The organism is Agarivorans sp. B2Z047, from assembly GCF_023373605.1.
Lineage (GTDB): Bacteria > Pseudomonadota > Gammaproteobacteria > Enterobacterales > Celerinatantimonadaceae > Agarivorans > Agarivorans albus.
In genome coordinates this window covers 807064-831441 of sequence record NZ_CP088080.1, presented here as the reverse complement: position 1 = coordinate 831441, position 24378 = coordinate 807064, and the positions used below count along the sequence as shown (strand labels likewise).

The window sequence follows — 24378 nt, the reverse complement described above, 5'->3', positions numbered from 1 at the left end:
AGGTTGGAGTTAAACCTGGGGCGTTTCTAATGAAACGCCCGCCTTGCTTTTAATTCAGGTGAAGTCCTGTGCTTACAGCTCATCCAACTCAATGTTGATACCAAGAGAGCGAATCTCTTTGAGCAACACGTTGAACGACTCAGGCATGCCTGGCTCCATCTGGTGGTTACCATCAACGATGTTCTTGTACATCTTAGTACGACCGTTAACGTCATCAGATTTAACCGTTAGCATTTCCTGTAGGGTGTAAGCAGCACCATATGCTTCTAGTGCCCATACTTCCATCTCACCGAAGCGCTGGCCACCAAACTGTGCTTTACCACCTAGAGGTTGCTGAGTAACCAAGCTGTAAGAACCAGTAGAACGAGCGTGCATCTTGTCATCAACCAAGTGGTTAAGTTTCAACATGTACATGTAACCAACAGTTACAGGGCGCTCAAATTCTTGACCGGTACGGCCGTCACGTAACACGATTTGACCTGAATCAGGTAAGTCGGCTAAACGTAATAGCTCTTTAATTTCAGCTTCTTTAGCACCATCAAATGCAGGGGTAGCCATTGGCACACCGCCACGTAAGTTCTTGGCTAAAGTCATTACTTCTTCATCAGTGAAGCTAGCAACGTCAACTTTAAGCGCGTCATCACCTACGTTGTACACTTTCTGGATGAAGTCACGCAGTTTATCCATTTCGATTTCACGCTGAACTTTCAGCATTTCATCAATTTTTTCACCAACACCTTTAGCTGCTAGGCCTAAGTGGGTTTCAAGGATCTGACCGATGTTCATCCGCGATGGTACACCTAGTGGATTCAAGCAGATGTCTACTGGGCGACCAGTTTCGTCATAAGGCATATCTTCACGAGGCACAATGGTAGAAATTACACCTTTGTTACCGTGACGACCCGCCATCTTGTCACCAGGTTGAATACGACGCTTAACTGCTAAGTAAACTTTAACAATCTTCAGTACGCCAGGCGCTAAGTCATCACCTTGGGTGATCTTACGGCGCTTAATGTCGAACTGCTTGTCGAATTCAGCTTTGATTTCGTCGTATTGCGCAGCAATTTGTTCTAGCTGCGTTTGCGCGCCTTCATCGCTTAATGCCGCTTCTAGCCACTCTGCTGGTTGCTGGCGGTCTAAGTCAGCTTCTGACTTACCGGCTGCAATCAATACAGATTTAGCACGAGCAAAGATACCGTCTTCAAGGATCTTGAATTCTTCGGTTAAATCTTTTTTCGCTTCTTTAAGCTGCATAGACTCAATTTCTTGAGCACGCTTGTCTTTTTCTACGCCATCGCGAGTAAAGACTTGAACGTCGATTACGGTACCAAATACAGAGTTAGGTACACGTAGTGATGTATCTTTAACATCAGACGCTTTCTCACCGAAGATGGCACGCAATAGCTTCTCTTCAGGTGTCAATTGTGTTTCACCTTTAGGGGTTACTTTACCCACTAAGATGTCACCTGGCTTAACTTCAGCACCTACGTAAACAATACCTGACTCATCAAGTTTGCTTAGCGCTGATTCACCAACGTTTGGAATATCGGCTGAGATTTCTTCACTGCCAAGCTTAGTATCACGAGCGATACAGCTTAACTCTTGAATGTGAATAGTAGTAAAGCGATCTTCTTTAACTACGTTCTCAGAAATACCGATTGAATCCTCAAAGTTGTAACCATTCCAAGGCATGAACGCTACACGCATGTTTTGACCCAATGCCAACTCACCTAAGTCAGTTGAAGGACCATCAGCTAGTACGTCGCCTTTAGCTACCAATTCGCCTGATTTAACTACCGGACGTTGGTTGATACAGGTGTTTTGGTTAGAACGCGTGTACTTAGTTAGCGTGTAAATGTCGATACCTGCTTCACCTGGAAGCATCTCGTCTTCATTCACTTTAACTACGATGCGGCTAGCATCTGCGTAGTCAACCGTACCGCCACGTTTCGATACAACAGTTACACCAGAGTCAACCGCTACAGCACGCTCAATACCAGTACCTACTAATGGCTTGTCAGCGCGTAGTGTTGGTACAGCTTGACGTTGCATGTTAGAACCCATCAATGCACGGTTTGCATCATCGTGTTCTAGGAACGGAATCAACGATGCCGCCACAGAAATAATCTGCTGAGGACTTACGTCCATGTACTGAATTTGATCAGTAGGCATGTAGGTTGATTCACCCTTGTGGCGACAAGGTACTAAATCTGTTTCAAGTAATTTACCGTTTGCGTCAGCTTCAGCGTTTGCCTGAGCAATCACATAAGTGCCTTCATCAATCGCTGATAAGTAATCTACTTCATCAGTGATTTGGCCTTCAATTACTTTGCGGTAAGGGGTTTCTAAGAAACCAAACTCATTAGTGCGAGAGTAAACCGCCAACGAGTTAATCAAACCAATGTTTGGACCTTCCGGCGTTTCAATCGGACATAAACGACCGTAGTGCGTTGGGTGTACATCTCGCACTTCAAAGCCAGCACGTTCACGAGTTAATCCACCTGGGCCTAATGCAGAAACACGACGTTTGTGTGTTACTTCAGAAAGCGGGTTGTTTTGATCCATGAACTGAGACAATTGGCTTGAACCAAAGAACTCTTTAACCGCAGCCGAGATTGGCTTAGCGTTAATTAAGTCTTGTGGCATCAATGCATCAAGGTCACCTAAGCTTAGGCGCTCTTTAACAGCACGCTCTACACGTACTAAACCAACGCGGAATTGGTTTTCAGCCATTTCGCCTACGCTACGAATACGACGGTTACCAAGGTGGTCGATATCATCAACTTCACCACGGCCGTTACGAATTTCAATTAGCGTTTGCATAACCTTAACGATGTCTTCTTTATCAAGTACACCAGCCACTGAACCGTCTTCACGGCCAACACGGCTGTTGAACTTCATACGGCCAACTGTTGATAAGTCGTAACGATCGCCGTTAAAGAACAAGTTCTCGAACAACGCTTCTGCTGCGTCTTTTGTTGGTGGCTCACCAGGACGCATCATACGGTAGATTTCAACTAACGCTTCTAGGCGGTTTGTTGAAGAATCAACACGCAAGGTATCAGAGATAAATGAACCATGATCTAAGTCATTGGTATAAATCGTTTTTATCACCGAGTGACCAGCTTGCGAAAGCGCAGCAATTAACTCTAGGTTTAATTCGCTGTTAGCTTCGGCAATAACTTCACCAGTGCTTTCGTCAACATACTCTTCAGCCAATACTTTATCAGCAAGGTACTCAACCGGCACTTCGATTTGCTCAACGCCTGATTTTTCCAGTTGACGAATATGGCGCGCTGTTACACGACGGCCTGCTTCAATCAATACTTCGCCGTTTAGCATAACGTCGAAAGAAACAGTGTCACCACGTAAACGGGCGGGCACTAGCTCCATCATCACTTTACCGTCTTTCAATTCGAAAGCAGTAGAGTCAAAGAAGGTTTCTAGAATCTCTTGCGTGGTCATTTCTAACGCGCGCAAAATAATAGATGCTGGAAGCTTACGACGACGGTCGATACGAACAAACAAGTTGTCTTTAGGATCGAATTCGAAGTCTAACCATGAACCACGGTAAGGAATAACGCGCGCGTTATATAACACTTTACCTGACGAGTGTGTTTTACCACGGTCGTGATCGTAGAATACACCAGGACTACGGTGTAACTGAGATACGATAACACGCTCTGTACCATTAATTACAAAGGTACCGTTACCTGTCATCAATGGGATTTCACCCATGTATACTTCTTGCTCTTTGATGTCTTTAACCGTGCCAGCCGGAGCCTCACGATCAAACAACACTAAACGCAATTTAACGCGCAAGGGAGCAGAGTAGGTGACTCCACGAATTTGACATTCTTTAACGTCAAAAACCGGCTCGCCAAGACGATAGCTAACATATTGTAGCTCTGAATATCCTGAATAACTGGCAATCGGGAATACACTGCGGAATGCAGCTTCCAGCCCATACTCGCCTTCAGGATCGATCTCTATGAATTTCTCAAAAGAGTCAAGCTGTATTGAAAGCAGGTAAGGCGTGTCCACTACTTGAGGACGTTTTCCAAAGTCCTTACGAATGCGTTTTTTCTCTGTATAAGAGTAAACCATATGGTTCCTCAGCTCGCTGATAAGTGACCCACTCTGTCCGCAAAATCTGGGACAGTTCTTACATACCGTTTGTCATTGTCGAAGAGAATTCCTTCTCTAAGTTTTTTGCTAGACGCACCATCTAAAACGGTGATAAAAAAGACGGCGTCCTACAGCACAAAAAGGCCGGCGGTTAAATAACCACCAGCCATAGCCTATAAAGGCTGCAATCTACTTATAGGTAGATTACTTAAGCTCAACAGAAGCACCAGCTTCTTCAAGAGCAGCTTTAAGAGCTTCAGCTTCTTCTTTCTCAACGCCTTCTTTGATTGCAGCAGGAGCTGAATCAACAAGACCTTTAGCTTCTTTCAGGCCTAGACCTGTAGCGCCACGTACCGCTTTAATAGCAGCAACTTTGTTAGCGCCAGCAGCAGTAAGAATTACGTCGAATTCTGATTGCTCTTCAGCAGCAGCACCAGCGTCACCAGCAACAGCAACAGCTGCAGCAGCAGATACGCCGAACTTCTCTTCCATAGCTTCGATTAGTTCAACAACGTCCATTACTGACATTTCAGCAACAGCTTCGATAATTTGGTCTTTAGTGATAGACATGACTCAAATTCCTAAATTCAATTAAATTTATAAAATAATGTAGCAACAAGCAAATTATGCTGCTTCTGACTCTTTTTGGTCGCGTAGTGCGGCCAGAGTGCGAACCAGCTTGCCTGCAGAAGCTTCTTTCATAGTTGCCATTAACTTGGCAATTGCTTCTTCGTAAGTTGGTAGTTTTGCAAGAACGTTTACGTCTGCTAATGCACCTTCAAATGCTGCTGCACGTACTTCAAAGTTGTCTTGCTCTTTAGCGAAGTCTGTAAATAGACGCGCTGCAGCACCTGGGTGCTCATTAGAGAAGGCAATCAAAGTAGGACCAGTGAATGACTCAGTAAGACATTCTAGGTCTGTGCCAGCTACTGCACGGCGAGCAAGGGTATTACGTACCACTTGCATAGATACGCCAGCTTCACGTGCTTTAGCACGAAGTGAAGTCATCGCATCTACAGTTACGCCACGTGAATCAGCAACTACTGCAGAAAGTGCACCTTTGGCAGCTTCGTTGACGCCAGCAACAATTTGCTTCTTGTCTTCGAGTCTTAAGGCCATTGGCTTTACTCCTGGATTCCAATACCAGATAAATCTGGTGTTTACTTCCCTCTAAGTCATTAGATTTAGAGGCCTTTACGGTTTGGTTGTCCAGAATAAAAAATTTATTCTTGGGTTTCCTCACCATCTACGTAGGAGATTAAGCTAGAAACTAGCACCTACGGTCTTGGATGAGGGCATAAGCCCTGACCCATAAATACAAAGCGCAAAATGATAGTATAAATTTTGCGCTTTGTAAATGATTAAGCTTGAGTATCTAAAGTAGCTACATCAACAGTTAGACCAGCACCCATAGTGGTAGATAGGCTAACTTTCTTGATGAACTGACCTTTAGATTGAGCAGGTTTTGCTTTTTTAAGAGCAACAACCAATGCTTCAAGGTTCTCTTTAAGCTTGTCAGCATCAAAATCGGCTTTACCAATAGTAGTATGGATAATACCGTTTTTGTCGTTGCGGTAACGAATCTGACCCGCTTTAGCTAGTTTAACTGCATCAGCTACGTTAGGAGTAACTGTACCCACTTTAGGGTTAGGCATTAAACCACGTGGACCTAGGATTTGACCTAGTTGACCAACAACGCGCATTGCATCTGGAGAAGCAATTACTACGTCGAAGTCCATCTCACCTGCTTTAACTTGAGCAGCTAAGTCGTCCATACCAACTACGTCAGCACCAGCTTCAGTAGCGGCTTCGGCGTTTGCACCTTGAGTAAATACAGCAACACGAACGTTACGACCAGTACCGTGTGGTAGTACAGTAGCACCACGAACGTTTTGGTCAGATTTACGTGGGTCAACACCAAGGTTAACCGCTGCATCTACGCTTTCTAGGAACTTAGCTGACGCTAATTCTTTAAGAAGAGCAACAGCTTCGTTTACTGAGTATTCTTTTGTTGAATCAACTTTTTCGTTGATCGCACGCATGCGCTTAGAAAGTTTTGCCATCGTATTAGCCCTCTACAACCAAGCCCATAGAACGGGCAGAACCTTCAATTGAACGAACCATTGCGTCTACGTCAGCACCAGTCATATCTACTGCTTTAGTATTAACAATCTCTTCTAGTTGAGCGCGTGTTACTTTGCCAACTTTTTCTTTGTTTGGAACACCAGAACCAGACTTGATGCCAGCCGCTTTCTTCAATAAGTAAGAAGCAGGTGGAGTTTTGGTTTCAAAAGTGAAAGAACGGTCAGAATAAACAGTAATTACTACTGGTACTGGCGCGCCTTTTTCAATTGAATCTGTTTTCGCGTTGAATGCTTTACAGAATTCCATGATGTTTACACCATGTTGACCTAGAGCAGGACCAACTGGCGGTGACGGGTTTGCGGCACCCGCAGCAACTTGAAGCTTAATATAAGCTTGGACTTTTTTAGCCATTTTAAATTTACCTTATTTTGGGTTCAAACGCCTTTCGCACATGCGATTAGCTTCCCGATAGAACAAAGGGCAGCGGATTATAGTCGATCCCCTGCCCTAAAAACAACTGATTGTTTATTTTTTATCAGCCTTTCTCTATTTGTCCGAATTCTAGCTCTACTGGCGTAGCTCGGCCGAAAATCAATACTGATACTTTTACGCGGCTCTTTTCGTAATCGACTTCTTCGATAGTACCGTTGAAGTCGGCGAATGGGCCATCGGTAACACGAACCACTTCGCCTGGTTCGAATAGAGTTTTTGGTCTTGGCTTATCACTGGTTTCATCCAAGCGATCCAAGATAGCTTTAGCTTCTTTATCAGAAATTGGAGCTGGGCGCTCTGCCGTTCCACCAATAAAGCCTAGTACCCGCGGCACACTTTTCACTAAGTGCCAGCTTTCATCGTTTAGATCCATTTGAACCAAAACGTAACCAGGGAAGAACTTGCGCTCACTCTTACGTTTTTGACCAGCGCGCATTTCAACTACTTCTTCAGTCGGTACTAGAATCTCACCAAAAGAATCTTCCATAGAATGGATTTGGATGTACTCTTTTAATGATTTAGATACGCGAGCTTCATAGCCAGAAAAAGCCTGAACCACGTACCAACGCAATTTGCGCTCTTCAGTCATTAGATACCTACCCCTGTTACAAAGGCAACTAGGCGAACCAATATCGCATCTAGGCCCCACAAAATTAGTGACATGAATGCAGTAGCAGCTAATACAATCATGGTAGTTTGAATGGCTTCTTGACGAGTAGGCCAGATAACCTTACGCACTTCCATACGCGACTCTTTAGCAAATTCGAAGGCTTGCTTGCCTTTATTGGTTTGCGATGCAATGCCTAAAGCAGCAATCACGGCAATCACAACACCGATTACACGCACCAAGATCGACATATCTGTATATAGGTAGTTACCTACAACAGCGGCGATTAAAATTAGAGCAGCTAATGCCCATTTTAGGCCATCTAACGACCCACTTTGGTTTTCAGTACTGGTACTCATCAAACAACCTACAAATAATCCCACAAAATCATAAATCCCTTCATATAGGGATAGTGGCAGGGGTGGAGAGATTCGAACTCCCAACATTCGGATTTGGAATCCGACGTTCTGCCATTGGAACTACACCCCTATAGCACGAAGCCCGACATTATAGGCACTTTGTTTCAAGATTGTAACCCTTGAATGTCGAAAAAACGTGACTGGGCAAACAATAAATTGCCCGGGTATTTATAACACCAGAGCAGAACTTAAAGATCTTGCCTTTAAAAACAAAAAAGGCCGCTTACGCGACCTTTTTCTTGCTGTGCTACTCTTCTTATTCGAAGATTTTAGCTACAACACCCGCACCTACTGTACGGCCACCTTCACGGATTGCGAAGCGTAAACCTTCGTCCATCGCGATTGGGCAAATTAGCTCTACAACAAATTTCAAGTTGTCGCCTGGCATTACCATTTCTACGCCTTCTGGTAACTCTACAGAACCAGTTACGTCAGTTGTACGGAAGTAGAACTGTGGACGGTAGCCTTTGAAGAATGGCGTGTGACGGCCACCTTCGTCTTTGCTTAGTACGTATACTTCAGCTTCGAACTTGGTGTGTGGAGTAATTGAACCAGGAGCAGCCAATACTTGACCACGCTGTACTTCGTCACGCTTAGTACCACGTAGAAGAATACCACAGTTCTCACCAGCACGACCTTCGTCTAGAAGCTTGCGGAACATTTCTACACCAGTACAAGTTGTCTTAGTAGTCTCTTTAACACCTACGATTTCAATTTCTTCTGAAACCTTGATGATACCGCGCTCTACACGACCTGTTACTACCGTACCACGACCTGAAATTGAGAATACATCTTCAATTGGTAGTAGGAATGGCTTGTCGATGTCACGCTCTGGCTCTGGGATGTAAGTATCTAGCGCTTCTGCTAGTTCTACAATTTTAGCTTCCCATTGCTCTTCGCCTTCTAGGGCTTTAAGCGCTGAACCTTGGATTACTGGAATGTCATCACCTGGGAATTCGTATTCAGATAGAAGTTCACGTACTTCCATTTCTACTAATTCTAGAAGCTCTTCGTCGTCTACCATGTCACATTTGTTCATGAATACGATGATGTAAGGTACACCAACCTGACGAGAAAGTAGGATGTGCTCACGTGTTTGTGGCATTGGGCCATCTGTAGATGCTACTACTAGGATAGCGCCGTCCATCTGTGCTGCACCGGTGATCATGTTTTTAACGTAATCGGCGTGTCCAGGACAGTCTACGTGTGCGTAGTGACGAGTTGGAGTGTCGTACTCTACGTGTGAAGTAGAAATGGTGATACCGCGCTCGCGCTCTTCTGGAGCGTTATCGATTGCTGCGAAATCTTTAGCTTCACCACCGTATACTTTTGCAAGTACGTTGGTAATAGCTGCTGTTAGAGTTGTTTTACCGTGGTCAACGTGGCCAATTGTACCAACGTTTACGTGCGGTTTTGAACGTTCAAATTTTTCTTTAGACATAATAGTCCCTCTGGATAAAGGTCATTGGTACAAAGCACCATTGGTTTACGCTTACCGACCGGTAAAAAGTAATAGGGAGACTAAAAAAGGAATGTGGTGCTGATAGGCAGATTCGAACTGCCGACCTCACCCTTACCAAGGGTGCGCTCTACCAACTGAGCTATATCAGCACTGTGGAGCGGGCAGCGGGAATCGAACCCGCATCATCAGCTTGGAAGGCTGAGGTAATAGCCATTATACGATGCCCGCATCAAACCTTTGGAAGACGACCTACTACCAAAATAAATGGTGGGGGGGGACGGATTCGAACCATCGAAGCTTTCGCGGCAGATTTACAATCTGCTCCCTTTGGCCACTCGGGAACCCCCCCACACTGTCACCTTGTAACAAGGTGAAGCCTTACACTTAAGAGATGGTGCCGATTGCCGGAGTCGAACTGGCGACCTACTGATTACAAGTCAGTTGCTCTACCAACTGAGCTAAATCGGCATCGCTTAAGTGCTGCGCATTCTATGTAATGCATTTATTAAATGCAACAACCAAATGGAAAAAAAAACTAAGGATTGATGTGAACGCGCAAAAATCAGCCAGCAGGCTCAATTATTGGCCGCGTAGCGATACTTCACCGGCCATAAAGGCTTGTTGTTGACCGTTTATTTCAAGCAGTAATTGGCCTTGCTTATCTACGCCTTTTGCCGTGCCTTTTAACTGTCGCTCCTCGGAGAACCGCAAGCTTACCGCTTGTTCTGCAAAAATATCGTAACGATTCCAACGCTGCTGTAGAGCAGCGAAGCCCTGTAACCGAAATACCTCAAACATCTGATTCAAAGACTCAACAATAGCTATAGCTAGGTCGGTTCTGTTTAAAGGGGACTTAGCATTCGTTTCTAACTGAGCGAAAGCTTGGTCAATTTGCTCTGCCTGAAGGCTAGCCACTCTAACATTCACTCCTAAGCCAACCACCAAACTAACTTCGCTATTAGCGTGGCCTTGAAGCTCAATTAATACTCCACCAAGCTTTTTGCCACCAAGATAAATATCATTTGGCCACTTTAAGCCTAAATCCTTAAAGCCGGCCTTTTCTAACGCTTCTACAATCGCTAGCCCAACAGCTAAGCTTAAGCCCATGGCGGCTTCAATGCCATCCTGCAGGCGCCACAACAAAGACATACAAAGTTGACCCGCATACGGCGTTTGCCATGCTCGCCCTCTTCTGCCGCGACCAGCACTTTGGTATTCGGCGAGAACCACTTGGCCATGCTCCACGCTGTCTATATTGTTCATTAACCAAGCATTGGTTGAATCAACCTGGTCGAATACCAAGGGCATATTATTGGGTAGGGCCTGTTCTAAGACTTTAGAATCTAGCAGAGAGAGCGGCTGGGCCAAGCGGTAACCTTTGCCTTTAACACTGTATATATCTATACCCAAAACCGAGTACTGTTTAATATAACTAGCAATCGTGGTTCGAGAAACATCAAGTTGCTTAGCTAAGCTTTCGCCAGAACAAAATTCACCTAATGAGAGAGCGTTTATCAGCTGATAAGGTTTACTCTGCTGCATCGGGCCTGCCTAATACTGTGCTTGGCTCAATCTCACCAGAGTGGGTAATAAAACGAACTTCTGGTTGCAGTAACACATTAAAGGATTGCCATACTTGCTGGCGAATGTGGCGACATAGTGCGAGTAAGTCGCTAGCTTTTGCATTGGCTTTGTTAACCAATACCAATGCTTGATCTTGATGCACTGCTGCACCACCTATTGAATAACCTTTTAGGCCAAGTTTATCTATTAGCCAACCCGCGGCTAACTTAGCTTGTCCGTTGCTTGCTGGATAATTTGGCATCTCAGGGTAACGAGTTAGCAAGCTTGAAAGATGCTCTTGACTAACCAGAGGGTTTTTAAAAAAGCTGCCAGCATTGCCTAGTATCTTAGGATCAGGAAGTTTGCTGATGCGCATTCTGCACACCTCTTCAAACACTGTCTGCGCAGACACACCTTCAGCTAGCAGCTGCAATCCACCATAGTCACGCTTTGCTAGCCATGACTTACTAAGCTTAAAGGTAACCTTGCTGATAATAACTTGGTCTTTTAGCTGAGCTTTGAAAATGCTGTCTCGATAAGCAAATTTGCACTGTTTACTGCTAAGGGTTTGCATGCTGTTAGTCAGCAAGGAGTAAAATTCAACCTCACTGCATACATCAGCTAGCTCAATGCCATAAGCGCCAATGTTTTGTACGGGAGATGCCCCCACTGTTCCAGGGATCAGGGCTAAATTCTCTAAGCCAGGCATTCCTTGTTTAACAGTCCACTGCACAAACTGGTGCCAATCTTCTCCCGCTGCTGCTTTAATGGTGTAGCAATCTGCATCCTCACTGACTTCAATGCCGCGTAACTTATTTACTATAACCAGCCCGCTAAAGTCTTCTAGCAGCAGTAAGTTAGAGCCTCCACCAATCACCATCCACGGCAGTTGCTTGGAGCCCGCCCAGGCAATGAGCTCGTTGATGTCTTCAGCATGCTTTAATTCAACAAAATGCTTAGCTTTAGCCGCTAAAGCAAAGGTGTTGTAGGAGCTTAAATCAACATCACTTTGTATCGAGGAAACTACACTCATTTTCTTAAACGAACCCGACTTACTTCATGGTTAGCACTTTTTTCTAATATCAAATCAGCGCGCTCTCGGGTGGGAAGAATATTCTCAATCAAATTGACGTGGTTAATTGAAGACCAGATCTGCTTAGCAATCTCCGCGGCTTCATTTTCATCAAGTCGAGCGTAATGATGGAAATAGTTATTAGGATGAGTAAAAGCGCTAGCCCGTAACTTTTGAAAACGTTCGATATACCACGTTTCAAGAAGCTCTGGTTCGGCATCAACAAATATTGAAAAGTCTAGGTAATCGGAAACAAATACCTGCCGAGGTTGATTGGGATAATCGCGGGCCGATTGCAGCACGTTTAAGCCCTCAAGAATAACAATATCCGGCTGTTCTACTTTAATCTGCTTATCTTTTACGATGTTATAGGAAAGGTGGGAGTATACTGGCGCCGAAACACTTTCCTCTCCAGATTTAAGCGCTGCCACAAAATCGACCAAGGCTTTTTGATCATAACTTTCTGGGAAACCTTTACGCTGCATCAAGCCTCTCGCTTCAAGCTCTTCGTTAGGCAATAAGAAACCGTCGGTGGTTACAATATCAACCTTAGGATGCTCAGGCCAACGTTGCAGCAGCGCCTGTAAGATCCGCGAAGTGGTACTTTTGCCGCCGGCTACACTACCAGAAACACCAATGATATACGGGACATGTTTTCCACTACCTAAAAAATTGGCTAATACTTCTCGGCGGTCTTGGCGCGCTTTAACGTATAAGTTGAGCAAGCGAGATAACGGCAGGTAAATATCTACAACCTGAGGCAGGGACAGCGCTTCGTTAATACCACGAATGCTTTCAAGATCATCTTCGGTAAGAGTAAGAGGTACTGATTGACGGAGTGTTGACCAAGCTTCGCGTTCAAAATCTAAATAACTAAACGCATGCGGCGCGGTGGTGTAAGTTGCTGGCATGGGCCCTTCCTATATAGTGCGGCACAACCATATACCAAAACTAAATAACTCTCCAGCTTAAGGCAGGATTTAACCCTGTTTGCGGAATTTGTCTTCGCGAAAGGGAACTACTTTAGGGCTGCGTTCAACCAAATGAACAGAAGGTAGGTCGTAATCGTAAGCACGTTTGTTGCGGGCGACTTTATTAAATACTACGCCAGATATTTCTAAATCCATCCGCGCCAACTTATTCAAAGCATTCTCTATTGATTTGCCATCAGTTCGTTCCGCCTGCACAACCAACAACGTGGCGTCTACCGAAGGTGCAACCATAACCGCATCACTAACCTGCATTAATGGGCCGGTTTCAATAACAATGCGATCGTAGTGCTGACGCAGGCCCTTAAGCAACAGCTTGAACTTTTTAGAGGCTAATAAAGAGGTAGAGTGTCGGTCAATCAAACCTGCGGTTAGAACATCAAAACCTAACTGGTTATCACGGTGAATACATTGCGATACAGAATGAGTACGCGCGAGTAAGTGGGTTAAACCCGGTTGTGACAACGAGTAATTTAAGTAGGTAGAAACCGAAGCACGGCGTAAGTCAGCATCAATCAACAATACCTTTTCTACATCACTACAGGCCGAGGCTGTTTGGATGGTTAAACTGGTTTTGCCCTCACCTTCTAAAGCAGAGGTAAACAACACTACTTGGCCGCGGTTTGGCCGCATTTGTAAACGCGCTCGCAAAGAACGCAGTGGCTCACCCAACCAAGGGTGAACACCTTGTCTGAGCCATTTGTTGCTGCGCACCTTCACTTTTGGTACTTCAGCTATCACTTCAACACTTAGCGCATTTTCCAGCTCATCAACCGTTGAGAACGTACGTGACATAGCCTGTCTAAGTAATACAAACACCACACTCAAAATACCGGCAAGCATGCCGGCTAGTATCACGATGATTGCTTTCTTTGGTTTAATTGGAGACTCAGGGATCCGTGCGCTATCAACCAACTGAGCATAACCCCGGTTGAATCCTTCTGCTGCTTCGGCTTCCTTAAACTTCTCAAGGAAAGTGTTGTAAAGTCGGGTATTACTTTCTATCTCGCGAGTCAGTTGGTTAAAACGCGTTGTCTTGCGGCTAAGGTCTTGATATCTCACCTTAGCTAACCGTAAAGATTCTGATAAAGCGGCTTCGCGCGCAACAGCAGACTGATAGCTTTTCTCGATACCTGAGATAATAAAATCGGTTTGGCTGCGTAGCTCTAATTCAACCCTTGAGATCTCTCCCGTCAAGGACACACGCTTAGGGTGTTTAGGTCCATAACGCTTAGCTAAGTCGGCTTGTTCTAATTCCAGCTCAATCCGTCGGCGCTTAATATTTTGCACCATAGGATCACGTTGAATCTCACTTAGCGAGGTAAGTTTATTCAAATCGCCAGTGGCGGTGCGTCTTACTAGATTCCATAGCGCACTGGCCTCACTTTTAATCCGCTGAGCTTCCAGTTGCTGAGTTGTCAGTTGCTGCAGCTCTTTACCGATAAGCCCTAAGATACCTTCCTGATCAACCAGGTTTTCTTGCTCGCGATACAGCTGCAGCTCAACTTCTGAGCTCTGCAGGGCCGACTTTAAGCGATTCAGCTCTTGCAATAACCAGCCAATAGTTTGATCAGTGGCCGCTTCACTAGAACTTCGGTGATACTCAATATAGGCTTCTGCTACCGCGATAGATACTTGCTGAGCCAGTAACTTGTCCCAGCTTCTAAATTTGATTTCGACTAAACGACTTTTAGGTAACGGCGTTACCGATAATCGACTTTTAAATACCCTTAATATCTGAGCTTCACTTGGTGAGTTAGTGCTACTAAATTGAGAACTATAGCCAAGGGTAATGACCTGCCACCAATAACGCCAAGGGGCAATTGGTTTGCGTAAGAATTCAGGGTGATGTTGTAAATCTAACTTATGAATAACCGCTAATGCGATACGCTCAGAACGAAGAATTTCTGTTTCAGTATTAAAATATGCTTCAGCTTGGGTATCGAAGTTGTAGACATCTTCTACAGCTACCATTTTGGTTTGGCTGTAACCGATCATTAGCTTGGAGGATGCTTGGTATAAAGAAGGCAGTGCTTTTACATACAACATACTTAGCAGCAACGTGACCATCACAACCAAGATAATGTTTAATTTTGCTTGCCACAAAGTAACAAAGAGATGACGTAAATCGACTTCTTTGCTCTCTCTATTTTGTGACGACTTCTGCTCTTCCATGAACCTAAACGGTGACTCCATTACCTGATGTACTTCCTATAACTAATTGATACTGCCAGCTCAGCGGGCTACATGCAATTAGGAAATATTGGAATTGCAGGTGAAAAAAATGCTTCATGCTGCAAAAAACAATAATAATATAATTATTATTAATAAACGAAAAAAGGCTCCCAATGGGAGCCTTTTTCATAGTTTTAAAGCTTAGGCTTTAACTACTACGTCTACCAAAGTCCAAGACTTAGTCTTAGAGATTGGAGCACATTCTCTGATGGTAACTACATCGCCTTGAGCGGCAACGTTAGCTTCATCATGAGCGTGTAGCTTAGTAGTGCGTTTGGTGTATTTCCCGTAGATAGGGTGTTTAACCTGACGCTCAATAGCAACAACAATAGACTTGTCCATTTTGTCGCTAACTACTTTACCTTGCAATGTACGGATATCGCTCATTACGCACCTGCCTTCTGATTCAGAATTGTTTTCACACGCGCGATATCGCGACGTACGTTTTTAAGCAAGTGAGTTTGAGCCAATTGGCCAGTACTTGCTTGCATACGCAAGTTGAATTGCTCACGAAGCAGGTTTAGTAGCTCAGCTTTAAGCTCTTCAACACTTTTATCTTTAAGTTCGTTCGCTGTCATTACATCACCGTCCGCGTTACAAAAGTGGTGCTAATAGGTAACTTACGCGCAGCAAGCTCGAAAGCTTCGCGAGCAAGACCTTCTGAAACGCCGTCCATTTCATACAGAACTTTGCCTGGCTGAATTTGGGCTACCCAGTATTCCACGTTACCTTTACCTTTACCCATACGAACCTCAAGAGGCTTCTGAGTAATCGGCTTGTCTGGGAATACACGGATCCAGATTTTACCTTGACGTTTAATGTGACGAGTCATCGCACGACGTGCTGCTTCGATCTGACGAGCAGTAAGACGGCCACGACCAGTCGCTTTAAGACCGAAGTCGCCAAAAGACACGTTTTGTCCTTTGCCTAAACCACGGTTACGACCAGTGTGTTGCTTACGGAATTTAGTACGTTTTGGTTGTAACATTCCCGGTTCTCCTATTTAGCGTTGCGCTTGTTACCGCGCTTCGGCTTAGAAGGAGCTTCAGGTGCTGCAGCCACTGGCATTCCGCCAAGTACTTCGCCTTTAAAGATCCAAACTTTAACGCCGATGATACCGTAAGTAGTCAACGCTTCTGAAGTTGAGTAATCGATATCAGCACGTAAAGTGTGTAGAGGTACACGACCTTCACGGTACCATTCAGCACGTGCAATTTCTGCACCGCCTAAACGACCACTAACTTGAACCTTGATACCTTTAGCGCCTAGGCGCATTGCGTTTTGTACTGCGCGCTTCATAGCACGACGGAACATAACACGACGCTCTAGCTGGCTAGAGATAGAGTCTGCTACTAATTTAGCGTCTAACTCAGGCTTACGAACTTCTGAGATATTGATTTGCGCAGGTACGCCAGCTAATTTAGCTACGTTCTTGCGAAGTTTTTCAACATCTTCACCTTTCTTACCAATTACAACACCTGGGCGAGCAGTGTGAATAGTTACACGAATGCTCTTAGCAGGACGTTCAATAGTAATGCGAGATACAGAAGCGCTTTTCAATTCTTTAGTTAAGAATTGACGCACTTTGTGGTCGCTGTAAAGGTTATCTGCGTATTCACCTTTATCGGCATACCAGGTTGAATTCCATGGTTTTACGATACCTAGGCGAATACCATTAGGATGTACTTTCTGACCCATTGCTTATCTCCTAGTTATCAGACACAACCACAGTGATGTGGCTGGTACGCTTGATAATACGGTCGGCTCGGCCTTTAGCACGAGGACGAATACGCTTTAGAGTTGGACCATCATCTACGAAGATTTTGGTGATTTTCAACTCATCAATATCAGCACCTTCGTTGTGCTCAGCGTTAGCAATGGCAGATTCTAGAACTTTCTTAACAAGTCCTGCTGCTTTTTTGCTGCTGAATTGCAACGTAACAAGTGCTTTTTCAACTGGTAGACCACGTACTTGATCTGCAACCAGGCGAGCTTTTTGCGCAGAACCACGAGCAAAACGATGTTTAGCTAAAGCTTCCATTATTTAGACTCCTACTTCTTCTTCGCTTTCTTATCAGCAGCGTGGCCGCGATAAGTACGAGTTGGCGCAAATTCACCCAGTTTATGACCGATCATTTCATCGGTAACAAATACTGGAACGTGCTGACGACCATTATGGACAGCGATGGTCAAACCGATCATTTGTGGAATGATCATTGAGCGACGAGACCAAGTTTTCAATGGTTTCTTGTCCCCGCTTTCCACCGCTTTCTCTACCTTCTTCAACAAGTGTAGGTCAATGAATGGACCCTTCTTGAGAGAACGTGGCATGGCGATTCCCCTTATTTCTTAGAACGACGGCGTACGATATATTGATCCGTACTCTTGTTTTTACGAGTTTTGTAACCTTTGGTTGGAACACCCCATGGAGTAACTGGATGACGGCCACCAGAAGTACGACCTTCACCACCACCGTGTGGGTGATCAACTGGGTTCATTACCACACCGCGAACGGTAGGACGAACACCACGCCAGCGCGTTGCACCAGCTTTACCAAGTTTACGTAGCATATGCTCAGCGTTACCAACTTCGCCCAATGTAGCGCGACAATCAGATAAAACTTTACGCATTTCACCGCTACGTAGACGTAGAGTTACGTATGCACCATCACGCGCTACGATTTGAGCGTAAGCACCAGCAGAACGTGCCATTTGGGCACCTTTACCAGGCTTCATTTCAATCGCGTGCACAGTAGAACCTACTGGCATGTTGCGCATTGGCAAACAGTTACCTGCTTCGATTGGTGCATCAACACCAGTCATTAGCGGAGTGCCTGCTTTAACACCTTTAGGTGCTAAAATGTAACGACGCTCACCGTCAGCAAACAATACAAGTGCAATGTTTGCGCTGCGGTTTGGATCGTATTCTAGACGCTCTACGTTCGCAGGGATGCCGTCTTTGTCATTACGTTTGAAGTCGATCATGCGGTAGTGTTGCTTATGACCACCACCGATATGACGAACGGTAATTACACCGCGGTTGTTACGACCACCAGACTTAGACTTACTTTCCAATAAAGGAGCGTAAGGCTTGCCTTTGTGCAGGTCTTGGTTAACCACTTTAACAACGTGGCGACGACCAGCAGATGTAGGCTTACATTTTACAATAGCCATTTAAGATACTCCTTACTCTGCGGCACCGGTGAAGTCGATGTCTGCACCTTCAGCTAAGGTTACATACGCTTTCTTCACGTCGTTGCGGCGACCAAAACGTGCTCCGTGACGCTTAGTTTTACCTTTTTGGTTCAAGGTAGTAACACCAGTCACTTCAACTTCGAATAGTTTTTCAACTGCAGCTTTGATTTCTGCTTTAGTAGCGGTTTTCACTACTTTGAATACGATAGTGTTATCGGCTTCAGCAGACATAGTGCTCTTTTCAGAGATATGTGGAGCTACTAGAACTTTCAACAAACGTTCTTCGCTGATCATGCTAACCACTCCTCAATTTGTTTAACTGCATCAGCAGTTACCAACACTTTATCAAAGGCAATCAAGCTAACTGGGTCAATACCAGCTACGTCACGTACGTCTACTTTATATAGGTTACGTGCGGCCAAGAATAAGTTTTCGTCAACTTCAGGAGTAACGATTAATACATCGTTAAGATCGAAGTCTTTCAACTTAGCAACTAATTCTTTAGTTTTTGGCGCTTCAACAGCAAATTTTTCAACCACAATCAAACGTTCTTGACGAACAAGTTCAGACAAGATGCTGCGGATTGCGCCGCGGTACATTTTCTTGTTAACTTTTTGGCTGTGATCTTGTGGCTTAGCTGCAAAGGTTACCCCGCCGCTACGCCAAATTGGGCTACGAATAGTACCGGCACGAGCTCGGCCTGTACCTTTCTGACGCCATGGTTTCTTACCACCACCTGATACTTCAGAACGTGTTTTCTGAGCGCGTGAACCCTGGCGAGAACCTGCAGCATATGCAGTTACTACCTGGTGAATCAACGCTTCGTTAAAGTCACGTCCGAAGGTAGTTTCGGAAACTTCAAGAGCGCTTTGCGCGTCTTTCAATACCAATTCCATTACTATCTCCTAACGTTACGCTTTAACAGCAGGTTTAATGATCACGTCACCATTGGTAGCGCCAGGTACGGCACCTTTAACCAAAATTAGGTTACGTTCAACATCAACACGTACAACATCTAGGTTTTGCGTAGTTACACGCTCAGCACCCATATGTCCGGCCATCTTCTTGCCCTTGAATACTTTACCTGGGCTTTGGTTTTGACCAATAGAACCAGGAGCACGGTGGCTCAAAGAGTTACCGTGAGTAAAATCTTGGGTAGCGAAGTTCCAGCGTTTAACACCGCCTTGGAAACCTTTACCTTTAGAAGTACCAGTAACGTCTACTTTTTTAACTTCATTGAACAAGTCAACTTTTAGCTCATCAGCTACGTTAACTTCTTCGCCTTCACCGTCTGCTAGACGGAATTCCCACAGGCCGCGACCCGCGTCAACACCAGCTTTAGCGAATTGACCCGCTTCCGGTTTGCTAACACGACTTGCTTTTTTAGCGCCGGTGGTCACTTGCAGAGCACGGTAACCGTCGCTGTCCTCAGTGATAACACGAGTAACGCGGTTTGGCTCACATTCGATTACGGTAACTGGAATAGAAGCGCCATCTTCAGTGAAGATGCGAGTCATTCCAACTTTACGACCGATTAGACCAATCATTGTAAAAACCTCTTATTAAACAGACTCAGGCTTAGCCCAAGCTGATTTGCACATCTACACCAGCAGCAAGGTCAAGGCGCATCAAAGCGTCAACTGTTTTATCAGTTGGCTCAACGATGTCTACAAGACGTTTGTGGGTGCGAATTTCATACTGATCACGCGCGTCTTTGTTAACGTGCGGAGATACTAGTACGGTGTAACGCTCTTTACGAGTAGGTAGTGGAATAGGACCACGAACCTGAGCGCCAGTGCGTTTGGCAGTTTCTACGATTTCCGCAGTAGATTGATCGATCAGACGGTGATCAAATGCTTTCAAGCGGATTCGAATTCTTTGGTTCTGCATTGACAGAGCTCCAAATAAAAAATAAAAGAACCTAACACACACCAACGACATCCGATTCCAATATCTGGGGATGGTAGTGCATGCGACGAGTAACGTTTGCTTCCAAATCGGAAGCACTGTTAGTAGTTAACTGTTTAACCAGTTAACTGATGAATTGCCGAAACAACTCAGCCACTAATTTAGTGAGCCGCGGTATTATACTCAAGCACTGTTAAAAAACAAGCCAATCTACAAATTTTGTTCAATCGCTAACCAAATCACCTTCACACAACAGCGGGAATCTTTAAGCAGCTCGCAAAACCTTAATAGTTGTAAGCCTATAATAATCAATAACAAGCATTTAAAAGAGCTAGTATGAATACCCAACATAGCTTACTGATTGTTAGCCAACACCCTTGGCCAAAGCAGCTGGAGCATGAAGATGCTCCCTGGTTCTACTGGCAAACTAAAACCTTTCCTAACTCCCAACAACTCTCAGAGCACCAACTTGCGCTGGTCGTTGTAGATATCGCCTTACTGCAAAGCCCCGAAAACAAAGCCAGCCTAAGGCATTTGCTCAGTCTGCCTACAACAGAAACGGCTAATGTGCTGTTTTATGCCGACAAGCTACCTAGCGCTAACCAATTATGCGAGCTAGTGAATCAGTTCACGCCAATGCATATCCTGTCTCCAGAAGACTCTGACAGTGAGTTGATTGAGCAGCTAAGATTGCATTGGCCAATTTCCGAACATCACCAGCAGCAACGTTGGTTAGAAAGACAATTGGCCGAGCATGTAGCTCAGTTTCGAGCTAACTTTTTTGATTACACCGCGCTTAGCGACCAAGAGTTATCCGACCAAGTTATTTCGGCGCTGTATGCCTTTTTTAAGGATAACGATGAAGACCACTTGTGCCGAACTTACAGCGCCAACCATTTACTAACCCAAGAAGGAAAAGCCAATCAGTTTTTGTGGTTTATTGCCAAAGGCGAAGTGGTTTTAAAGAAACAACAAGACCAACAAACTTTAGAAGTTGCCCGCATGCAAGCAGGCTCATTAGTAGGAGGCATGTCCTTTGTAACCGGTGAACTCGGTTTTACTAGCGCAGTGACCACCATGCAAACCGATGTGATTAAGTTAGATAGAGTCACGTTTGCCAAGGTATTGGATTCTAGCAGCCACTTATTGCCTTTGTTTACCAACTTGTTATTGCGACATTTTAATCGGCGCCTACAAAAAAGCATTCATACCAAACTTACCTTACAAAGCACGCTCAACTCTTTAGATTCTGCCCATGAACAGCTCATCGAAAAGGAGAAGATGGCAGTGCTCGGTCAGCTCATCTCTGGCATTGCTCACGAACTTAATAATCCTGTTGCCGCCATTACCCGCGGCAGTGACACTATCGCAAAGCAATTGCCAAAAGTACTTAACAGTCCGCTTAGTAATGCACAGCAAGCTTTGGGACAACAGTTACTCGAAGCCGCTTTTACCCTAACCCCAATGTCTACCAGCGAGATTCGTCAGCGTAGCAATAACTCAATCGATTTATTTGGTGATGCCATAACCGCTAGAAAGGCTGTCAGCATAGGCTTAGATAGACCAGACCTTAGGCAACAGTATTTACAGTGTGCAAGCACTTCCGATAACGTGGAATTAATAAACGCCTTATCTAGCTTCCATCAGATTGGTAATTTTTTACGCAATATTCAAGTCTGTGCCGCACGTATCGCAGAGCTAGTTAAAGGCTTAAAACACTACGCAGGGCAAGACCCTGAGCAACCGGTACTAGCCGATTTAAATGAAGGCATTGCTGAAACGCTAGTGATCTTAGAAAACCGATTACGCGGCTTCGAAGTAGAGTGTAATTACGGTTTACTGCCAGTGTATCGTTGTCACCCAATCGCCTTACAGCAAGTTTGGACTAACCTCATCGCTAACGCTTTAGATGCCATGGAGAGTCGTGGCAAGCTAAGTATTAGTAGTCAATATGTAGAAGCTTCACCTAGCTATATTTCAATTGTTATAGAAGACACCGGCCCCGGGATAAAACCCGAGATTATTGAAAAGATTTTCCAACTAAATTTCACCACCAAACGAGAAGGTAATTTTGGCCTTGGTATAGGCTTAACCGTTTGCCAACAAATAGTTGCACAACATTTAGGCAGAATCGAAGTGGAATCTGAGCTAGGACAATTTACCCGTTTCATTATTACCTTACCATTAAACCAACAATAGGACTTAGAGGAGTCGCACCATGGAACAACTACTGATTTTGTGTGTTGATGATGAACGCGAAGTATTGGATAGCGTTCTTAACGATATAGCCCCTTTAAGCCCACCATTTACTATAGATGGCGCCGAAAGCGTTGCGGAAGCACGCCAAGTGATTAAAGACTTTGAAGCGCAAGGCGGCAAGCTAGCCTTAATACTTGCCGACCACATTATGCCCGATGAGTTAGGCATCGATTTTCTCATCGACCTCAACCACGCTAGCACCAGTGAATCAGCTAAAAAAATCCTATTAACTGGGCAGGCTGGTCTGCACGACACCATAGAAGCAATTAATCGAGGTGGACTAAATTACTATCTCGCTAAGCCATGGTCAGAAGAACAACTGCTTAGCATTATTAAAGAAAAGCTAACCGATTTTGTTATCGAGTATTGCGAAAACCCTATGCCCTTTGCCCAAGTACTAGACGGAGAGCGAATCTTTAGTCATATGAACCAACACCGTCTAGATCTAGGTAACTAACAAAATGTCAGTAGAGAATGCTTGCTGCTTAGAAAAATTTGTTTAATAGCCTTATTATAAAAGCAGGATTCTAGAGCTATACCAATCACGCTAGGTAAGTGATTAAAAATAACGCAGGAAAAATACTCGAGAATAAGGCAAGATTTTTCGATAAGTAGTTATTCTACAATCAAAAATTCTAACGCAGTTATCCAGTATTTTAACCAGATAGAATGAACAGTTACTTAGTACGATTGGTATTAGGCAAAGTTATGGATTACGAACAACTAAAAGCGTATTTAATGGGCAAACCTGAGGTGACCCAAGATTTGCCCTTTGCCCCCGATGTGCCGGTATTTAAAGTTCGCGGGAAAATGTTTGCTCTAGTAGGTTGGAAACACGGCGTAATGAATATGAACTTGAAATGCCAACCCGAGCAAATCGATGCGCTGACCGATATTTATCCCGCCATCACCCGTGGCTACCATATGAATAAACGCCATTGGCTAACTCTTTATTTTGATGGAAGTGATGCCGAACAAGAAGCCTTGCGCTTAATTGATAACTCGTTTGAGTTGGTGGTTAAAGGCATGAACAAACAGGCTCAGCAACAACTGCTAGGCCTAAGCTAATCTTGACTCAGCCGTTAAGGTTAGCCATTAAGCTAGTGCTATTTGGCCTGATTATGGGGTTATCTGCATGCTCTAGTAATGGTAATAATACTGCCAGCTCAGTTCCTCTAAAAATCGCTTACTGGCCACATCCTGATGTGAGCACCACACCTTTACCACAACTTAAAGTCGCTACGCTAAACCTTGCCCATGGGCGTAAACATGCACTTAACCAGCTGCTGGTGAACGGCGATACCACCAAAAAGAATTTGTTAGACATAGCCACTTACTTACAACAACAAAATATCGACATTGTGGCTTTACAAGAAGCAGACGCAAGTTCATCTTGGTCTGGTGGCTTTGACCATGTTGCTTACCTCGCTCAACATGCTGGCTATCGCTGGTATGCACATAGCATTCACAGCAGCAGTAAGTTGGCGAGCTATGGCACCGCCATTCTTTCCAAATATCCTATTAGTGAAGCGCTTGCGGTTAACTTTGCACCTAGCCCGCCCACTACCAGTAAAGGCTTTACCCATGCACGCATAAGGCTTAACTCTGAGCAGAGCCTTGATGTAGTTTCTGTGCACCTAGATTTTTCTCGCGCCAGTATTCGCCAGCAACAACTTGAACAACTCAATAAACAACTAAAAGATACGGTAAATCACACCATTATTATGGGCGACTTTAATAGTGAGGGGCAGCTAGACAAACCAGATGAAGTAAACCACTTTCTTCAGCATAGTCCTTACCGAGCATTTGAGCTGGGCAACAAAGCCTTGGCCAGCTATAAAAGCAAACGCTTAGATTGGATTTTTCTTTCTAAAGACCTGAGTTTTATTGACTACCAAGTTGGGCCAGATAGCTTATCTGACCATCGCCCTGTAATTAGACTGATTCAAATTCCGACACACTAAA

General features: G+C 44.6%; 27 protein-coding genes and 5 tRNA genes. 4 read left to right on the top strand and 28 right to left on the bottom strand.

Features of this window, described 5'->3' with window-relative positions; translation table 11 throughout:
* Window positions 1-72: 72 nt before the first annotated feature.
* From rpoB to rpsJ, 28 genes are all read right to left on the bottom strand, one after another.
* Complete coding sequence (gene rpoB / locus LQZ07_RS03845; RefSeq protein WP_152783435.1) at window positions 73-4107, bottom strand: DNA-directed RNA polymerase subunit beta; 4035 nt, start codon at window positions 4105-4107, stop codon at window positions 73-75.
* Between the two features lie 225 nt (window positions 4108-4332).
* Window positions 4333-4698 carry a 50S ribosomal protein L7/L12 gene (gene rplL / locus LQZ07_RS03840; protein ID WP_016404039.1) on the bottom strand — a complete coding sequence of 122 codons (366 nt, stop codon included), beginning with the start codon at window positions 4696-4698 and terminating at the stop codon, window positions 4333-4335.
* A gap of 54 nt (window positions 4699-4752) precedes the next feature.
* A complete protein-coding gene (gene rplJ, locus LQZ07_RS03835) occupies window positions 4753-5247 on the bottom strand; it encodes a 50S ribosomal protein L10 (RefSeq protein ID WP_016404040.1) in 495 nt (164 codons plus the stop codon).
* 242 nt (window positions 5248-5489) lie between these two features.
* Entirely contained in the window at window positions 5490-6191 is a 702-nt protein-coding gene (gene rplA, locus LQZ07_RS03830) for a 50S ribosomal protein L1 (protein WP_016404041.1), read from the bottom strand.
* 4 nt (window positions 6192-6195) lie between these two features.
* Window positions 6196-6624: a 50S ribosomal protein L11 gene (gene rplK / locus LQZ07_RS03825; protein WP_016404042.1), complete on the bottom strand. Its 429-nt coding sequence runs from the start codon at window positions 6622-6624 to the stop codon at window positions 6196-6198.
* Between the two features lie 124 nt (window positions 6625-6748).
* On the bottom strand, window positions 6749-7294 hold the full coding sequence (nusG, locus tag LQZ07_RS03820) for a transcription termination/antitermination protein NusG (protein ID WP_016404043.1): 546 nt from the start codon (window positions 7292-7294) through the stop codon (window positions 6749-6751).
* Window positions 7294-7671 carry a preprotein translocase subunit SecE gene (gene secE / locus LQZ07_RS03815; RefSeq protein ID WP_016404044.1) on the bottom strand — a complete coding sequence of 126 codons (378 nt, stop codon included), beginning with the start codon at window positions 7669-7671 and terminating at the stop codon, window positions 7294-7296. Before secE ends, nusG begins: the two co-directional genes overlap by 1 nt.
* A gap of 54 nt (window positions 7672-7725) precedes the next feature.
* Window positions 7726-7801 (bottom strand) — tRNA-Trp (locus tag LQZ07_RS03810).
* A gap of 186 nt (window positions 7802-7987) precedes the next feature.
* Window positions 7988-9172 carry an elongation factor Tu gene (gene tuf / locus LQZ07_RS03805; RefSeq protein ID WP_152783434.1) on the bottom strand — a complete coding sequence of 395 codons (1185 nt, stop codon included), beginning with the start codon at window positions 9170-9172 and terminating at the stop codon, window positions 7988-7990.
* Between the two features lie 94 nt (window positions 9173-9266).
* Window positions 9267-9342 (bottom strand) — tRNA-Thr (locus LQZ07_RS03800).
* 4 nt (window positions 9343-9346) lie between these two features.
* A tRNA-Gly gene (locus LQZ07_RS03795) sits at window positions 9347-9421 on the bottom strand.
* Window positions 9422-9458: 37 nt separating this feature from the next.
* Window positions 9459-9542, bottom strand: a tRNA-Tyr gene (locus LQZ07_RS03790).
* A 43-nt stretch (window positions 9543-9585) separates the two neighbouring features.
* Window positions 9586-9661: transfer RNA gene (locus tag LQZ07_RS03785), tRNA-Thr, on the bottom strand.
* A gap of 111 nt (window positions 9662-9772) precedes the next feature.
* The gene (gene birA / locus LQZ07_RS03780; protein ID WP_152783432.1) at window positions 9773-10735 is read right to left on the bottom strand and encodes a bifunctional biotin--[acetyl-CoA-carboxylase] ligase/biotin operon repressor BirA; all 963 of its coding nucleotides are present in this window, start codon (window positions 10733-10735) and stop codon (window positions 9773-9775) included.
* Window positions 10722-11789: a UDP-N-acetylmuramate dehydrogenase gene (gene murB / locus LQZ07_RS03775; protein ID WP_152783430.1), complete on the bottom strand. Its 1068-nt coding sequence runs from the start codon at window positions 11787-11789 to the stop codon at window positions 10722-10724. Before murB ends, birA begins: the two co-directional genes overlap by 14 nt.
* Entirely contained in the window at window positions 11786-12739 is a 954-nt protein-coding gene (gene coaA / locus LQZ07_RS03770) for a type I pantothenate kinase (RefSeq protein WP_016403505.1), read from the bottom strand. The genes murB and coaA overlap by 4 nt, the downstream gene beginning before the upstream one ends.
* A 69-nt stretch (window positions 12740-12808) precedes the next feature.
* Window positions 12809-15013 (bottom strand): polysaccharide biosynthesis tyrosine autokinase, encoded by a 2205-nt coding sequence (locus tag LQZ07_RS03765; RefSeq protein ID WP_152783428.1) that lies wholly within the window; start codon window positions 15011-15013, stop codon window positions 12809-12811.
* Window positions 15014-15193: 180 nt separating this feature from the next.
* On the bottom strand, window positions 15194-15439 hold the full coding sequence (rpsQ, locus tag LQZ07_RS03760) for a 30S ribosomal protein S17 (RefSeq protein ID WP_016403503.1): 246 nt from the start codon (window positions 15437-15439) through the stop codon (window positions 15194-15196).
* Window positions 15439-15630 (bottom strand): 50S ribosomal protein L29, encoded by a 192-nt coding sequence (gene rpmC, locus LQZ07_RS03755; protein ID WP_016403502.1) that lies wholly within the window; start codon window positions 15628-15630, stop codon window positions 15439-15441. Before rpmC ends, rpsQ begins: the two co-directional genes overlap by 1 nt.
* The gene (gene rplP / locus LQZ07_RS03750; RefSeq protein ID WP_016403501.1) at window positions 15630-16040 is read right to left on the bottom strand and encodes a 50S ribosomal protein L16; all 411 of its coding nucleotides are present in this window, start codon (window positions 16038-16040) and stop codon (window positions 15630-15632) included. The genes rpmC and rplP overlap by 1 nt, the downstream gene beginning before the upstream one ends.
* Window positions 16041-16051: 11 nt before the next feature.
* Window positions 16052-16750, bottom strand: coding sequence for a 30S ribosomal protein S3 (rpsC, locus tag LQZ07_RS03745; protein ID WP_016403500.1), 699 nt, complete (start codon window positions 16748-16750; stop codon window positions 16052-16054).
* 10 nt (window positions 16751-16760) lie between these two features.
* A complete protein-coding gene (gene rplV / locus LQZ07_RS03740) occupies window positions 16761-17093 on the bottom strand; it encodes a 50S ribosomal protein L22 (protein WP_016403499.1) in 333 nt (110 codons plus the stop codon).
* A gap of 11 nt (window positions 17094-17104) precedes the next feature.
* Window positions 17105-17383 carry a 30S ribosomal protein S19 gene (gene rpsS / locus LQZ07_RS03735; RefSeq protein ID WP_026959667.1) on the bottom strand — a complete coding sequence of 93 codons (279 nt, stop codon included), beginning with the start codon at window positions 17381-17383 and terminating at the stop codon, window positions 17105-17107.
* A gap of 11 nt (window positions 17384-17394) precedes the next feature.
* Window positions 17395-18225: a 50S ribosomal protein L2 gene (gene rplB, locus LQZ07_RS03730; protein ID WP_152783426.1), complete on the bottom strand. Its 831-nt coding sequence runs from the start codon at window positions 18223-18225 to the stop codon at window positions 17395-17397.
* A 12-nt stretch (window positions 18226-18237) separates the two neighbouring features.
* Window positions 18238-18540 (bottom strand): 50S ribosomal protein L23, encoded by a 303-nt coding sequence (rplW, locus tag LQZ07_RS03725; protein WP_016403496.1) that lies wholly within the window; start codon window positions 18538-18540, stop codon window positions 18238-18240.
* Window positions 18537-19142, bottom strand: coding sequence for a 50S ribosomal protein L4 (gene rplD, locus LQZ07_RS03720; protein WP_016403495.1), 606 nt, complete (start codon window positions 19140-19142; stop codon window positions 18537-18539). Before rplD ends, rplW begins: the two co-directional genes overlap by 4 nt.
* Before the next feature lie 15 nt (window positions 19143-19157).
* A complete protein-coding gene (gene rplC, locus LQZ07_RS03715; protein ID WP_016403494.1) occupies window positions 19158-19793 on the bottom strand; it encodes a 50S ribosomal protein L3 in 636 nt (211 codons plus the stop codon).
* A gap of 31 nt (window positions 19794-19824) precedes the next feature.
* Window positions 19825-20136: a 30S ribosomal protein S10 gene (gene rpsJ, locus LQZ07_RS03710; protein ID WP_014290685.1), complete on the bottom strand. Its 312-nt coding sequence runs from the start codon at window positions 20134-20136 to the stop codon at window positions 19825-19827.
* 354 nt (window positions 20137-20490) lie between these two features.
* On the opposite strand from rpsJ, the gene LQZ07_RS03705 reads away from it, so the two are divergent.
* The 4 genes from LQZ07_RS03705 to LQZ07_RS03690 all read left to right on the top strand — a co-directional run bounded on the left by LQZ07_RS03705 (window position 20491) and on the right by LQZ07_RS03690 (window position 24377).
* Window positions 20491-22353: an ATP-binding protein gene (locus tag LQZ07_RS03705; RefSeq protein WP_152783424.1), complete on the top strand. Its 1863-nt coding sequence runs from the start codon at window positions 20491-20493 to the stop codon at window positions 22351-22353.
* A 19-nt stretch (window positions 22354-22372) separates the two neighbouring features.
* Entirely contained in the window at window positions 22373-22870 is a 498-nt protein-coding gene (locus tag LQZ07_RS03700; RefSeq protein WP_152783422.1) for a response regulator, read from the top strand.
* Window positions 22871-23082: 212 nt separating this feature from the next.
* Complete coding sequence (locus LQZ07_RS03695; RefSeq protein ID WP_368666395.1) at window positions 23083-23481, top strand: MmcQ/YjbR family DNA-binding protein; 399 nt, start codon at window positions 23083-23085, stop codon at window positions 23479-23481.
* Between the two features lie 2 nt (window positions 23482-23483).
* The gene (locus LQZ07_RS03690; RefSeq protein WP_152783420.1) at window positions 23484-24377 is read left to right on the top strand and encodes an endonuclease/exonuclease/phosphatase family protein; all 894 of its coding nucleotides are present in this window, start codon (window positions 23484-23486) and stop codon (window positions 24375-24377) included.
* Window position 24378 lies beyond the last annotated feature (1 nt).

Bases quoted from the DNA above. Each gene is read 5' to 3' on its own strand.
- rplB (WP_152783426.1), bottom strand. From the start codon at position 18,225: ATGGCTATTGTAAAATGTAAGCCTACATCTGCTGGTCGTCGCCACGTT.
- rpsS (WP_026959667.1), bottom strand. From the start codon at position 17,383: ATGCCACGTTCTCTCAAGAAGGGTCCATTCATTGACCTACACTTGTTG.
- rplD (WP_016403495.1), bottom strand. From the start codon at position 19,142: ATGGAATTGGTATTGAAAGACGCGCAAAGCGCTCTTGAAGTTTCCGAA.
- LQZ07_RS03705 (WP_152783424.1), top strand. From the start codon at position 20,491: ATGAATACCCAACATAGCTTACTGATTGTTAGCCAACACCCTTGGCCA.
- rplK (WP_016404042.1), bottom strand. From the start codon at position 6,624: ATGGCTAAAAAAGTCCAAGCTTATATTAAGCTTCAAGTTGCTGCGGGT.
- birA (WP_152783432.1), bottom strand. From the start codon at position 10,735: ATGCAGCAGAGTAAACCTTATCAGCTGATAAACGCTCTCTCATTAGGT.
- rpsJ (WP_014290685.1), bottom strand. From the start codon at position 20,136: ATGCAGAACCAAAGAATTCGAATCCGCTTGAAAGCATTTGATCACCGT.
- rplW (WP_016403496.1), bottom strand. From the start codon at position 18,540: ATGATCAGCGAAGAACGTTTGTTGAAAGTTCTAGTAGCTCCACATATC.
- rpoB (WP_152783435.1), bottom strand. From the start codon at position 4,107: ATGGTTTACTCTTATACAGAGAAAAAACGCATTCGTAAGGACTTTGGA.
- nusG (WP_016404043.1), bottom strand. From the start codon at position 7,294: ATGACTGAAGAGCGCAAATTGCGTTGGTACGTGGTTCAGGCTTTTTCT.
- rplP (WP_016403501.1), bottom strand. From the start codon at position 16,040: ATGTTACAACCAAAACGTACTAAATTCCGTAAGCAACACACTGGTCGT.
- LQZ07_RS03700 (WP_152783422.1), top strand. From the start codon at position 22,373: ATGGAACAACTACTGATTTTGTGTGTTGATGATGAACGCGAAGTATTG.
- LQZ07_RS03695 (WP_368666395.1), top strand. From the start codon at position 23,083: ATGAACAGTTACTTAGTACGATTGGTATTAGGCAAAGTTATGGATTAC.
- rplJ (WP_016404040.1), bottom strand. From the start codon at position 5,247: ATGGCCTTAAGACTCGAAGACAAGAAGCAAATTGTTGCTGGCGTCAAC.
- rplL (WP_016404039.1), bottom strand. From the start codon at position 4,698: ATGTCTATCACTAAAGACCAAATTATCGAAGCTGTTGCTGAAATGTCA.
- rpsC (WP_016403500.1), bottom strand. From the start codon at position 16,750: ATGGGTCAGAAAGTACATCCTAATGGTATTCGCCTAGGTATCGTAAAA.
- rplA (WP_016404041.1), bottom strand. From the start codon at position 6,191: ATGGCAAAACTTTCTAAGCGCATGCGTGCGATCAACGAAAAAGTTGAT.
- rpsQ (WP_016403503.1), bottom strand. From the start codon at position 15,439: ATGAGCGATATCCGTACATTGCAAGGTAAAGTAGTTAGCGACAAAATG.
- tuf (WP_152783434.1), bottom strand. From the start codon at position 9,172: ATGTCTAAAGAAAAATTTGAACGTTCAAAACCGCACGTAAACGTTGGT.
- secE (WP_016404044.1), bottom strand. From the start codon at position 7,671: ATGAGTACCAGTACTGAAAACCAAAGTGGGTCGTTAGATGGCCTAAAA.
- coaA (WP_016403505.1), bottom strand. From the start codon at position 12,739: ATGCCAGCAACTTACACCACCGCGCCGCATGCGTTTAGTTATTTAGAT.
- LQZ07_RS03765 (WP_152783428.1), bottom strand. From the start codon at position 15,013: ATGGAGTCACCGTTTAGGTTCATGGAAGAGCAGAAGTCGTCACAAAAT.
- rpmC (WP_016403502.1), bottom strand. From the start codon at position 15,630: ATGACAGCGAACGAACTTAAAGATAAAAGTGTTGAAGAGCTTAAAGCT.
- rplV (WP_016403499.1), bottom strand. From the start codon at position 17,093: ATGGAAGCTTTAGCTAAACATCGTTTTGCTCGTGGTTCTGCGCAAAAA.
- murB (WP_152783430.1), bottom strand. From the start codon at position 11,789: ATGAGTGTAGTTTCCTCGATACAAAGTGATGTTGATTTAAGCTCCTAC.
- rplC (WP_016403494.1), bottom strand. From the start codon at position 19,793: ATGATTGGTCTAATCGGTCGTAAAGTTGGAATGACTCGCATCTTCACT.